The sequence below is a fragment of the Pseudorhodobacter sp. genome, from assembly GCF_030452865.1.
Taxonomy (GTDB): Bacteria; Pseudomonadota; Alphaproteobacteria; order Rhodobacterales; family Rhodobacteraceae; genus Pseudorhodobacter.
In genome coordinates this window covers 1-1785 of sequence record NZ_JAKDLJ010000561.1, presented here as the reverse complement: position 1 = coordinate 1785, position 1785 = coordinate 1, and the positions used below count along the sequence as shown (strand labels likewise).

At 58.9% G+C, this 1785-nt stretch carries 2 protein-coding genes; both read left to right on the top strand.

Annotation, left to right across the window (positions count from 1 at the left end; translation table 11 throughout):
• A partial coding sequence (locus L0H65_RS19410) for an ABC-F family ATP-binding cassette domain-containing protein (protein WP_301460828.1) occupies positions 1-1432 on the top strand: 1432 nt, incomplete at its 5' end.
• Between the two features lie 77 nt (positions 1433-1509).
• The coding region (locus L0H65_RS19405; RefSeq protein ID WP_301460827.1) for a MarC family protein at positions 1510-1785 on the top strand (276 nt) is incomplete at its 3' end.

Below are 1785 nucleotides of genomic sequence, written 5' to 3'. Positions count from 1 at the left end.
GGCACAATTGCGGCCCTGTTCGGATTTCTCGGGCGGGTGGCGGATGCGGGTGGCGCTGGCGGGGGTGCTGTTTGCGCAACCTGACTTCCTGCTGCTCGATGAACCGACGAACTACCTCGACCTGGAAGGCGCGTTGTGGCTGGAAAGTTACCTGGCGAAATACCCGCATACGGTGATCATCATTTCCCACGACCGCGGGCTGCTCAACCGCGCGGTTCAGGGGATTTTGCATCTGGATGAAAAGAAGCTGACCTATTGGACCGGCCCCTATGACCAGTTCGCCCGGCAAATGGCCGAACGCCGTGCGGTCTTGCAGGCCGAGGCCAAGAAGCAAGAGGCGCGGCGGGCGCATTTGCAGTCGTTCGTTGACCGCTTCAAGGCCAAGGCCAGCAAAGCCGTGCAGGCGCAAAGCCGGGTGAAGATGCTGGAAAAGATGGAAACCATCACCCCGCCCGAAGAGGCGCGCAAACAGGTGTTCACTTTCCCTGAACCGGAGGAATTGTCGCCCCCGATCATCAATCTGGATGGGGTGGCTGTCGGCTATGGTGGCCCGCCCGTGTTGCGCAACCTGTCGTTGCGGATTGATCAGGATGACCGCATCGCGTTGCTGGGGCGCAATGGTGAAGGAAAATCCACGCTGGCCAAGCTGTTGGCAGGTAAACTCAAACCAAGCATTGGCAAGATGACGCAAAGCAGCAAGCTGCGGATCGGCTATTTTGCGCAGCATCAGGTCGATGAATTGTTCATTGATGAAACCCCGTTGCAGCACTTGCAAAGGGTGCGGCCCGCCGAAGGTCAACCTCGTTTACGCGCGCGTCTCGCGGGGTTTGGATTGCTCGCCGATCAAGCGGAAACCGTGGTCGGGCGGTTGTCAGGCGGACAGAAGGCGCGATTGTCACTGCTGCTGGCGACTTTGGATGCGCCGCATCTGCTGATTCTGGACGAGCCGACCAACCACCTCGACATGGAAAGCCGCGAGGCATTGGTGGAGGCATTGACCACCTATTCCGGTGCTGTCATTCTGGTCAGCCATGACATGCACCTGCTGGGGCTGGTGGCAGACCGGCTCTGGCTGATCAAAGGGGGGGCAGTCGCACCCTATACGCAGGATCTGGAGGCGTATCGGCGGCAGTTGTTGGCAGGGGATGAGGATGCCAAACCGGCAAAACCGGTTGCCACGCCGCGAAAAGTCAGCCGTGATGAGGTGTTGAGTTTGCGCGCCGATGTGCGCAAATGTGAAGAGCGTTTGGAAAAGCTGAACCATATGCGCGACAAACTGGCGAAAAAGCTGGCCGATCCGGCACTTTATGAGCCTGAGCGGTTGGGAGAGATGGAGACCTGGCAGAAGAAATACGCCGAGGTGATGGAAGGGTTGGACCGGGCGGAGGCCATGTGGCTGCGCGCGCAGGAAAAGCTGGAAACTGCCGCCTGAATCTTTGCGAATTTTCGTCGAAAATTGTCTATCAGGTATTTGAACCAAGATGAAGACAGGCGACAGTGCCTTTATCCATGAAGGGAGAACCGGTGGAAAGCGCATTCCTGATCACGGCTTTTGCGACCTTGTTCGTCGTGATCGACCCCCCGGCGCTGATCCCGTTGTTCATCGCCCTGACCCCCGGGATGTCGTCTGAGCAGCGGCGGACCATCGGTCTGCATGCCTGCCTGATCGGGATCGGCATTCTGACGCTGTTCGGCCTTTTGGGTGAGGCGGTTCTGGGCTTCATCGGCATCTCGATGTCGGCCTTTCGCATTGCAGGGGGGATTTTGCTGTTCCTGACCGCGCTC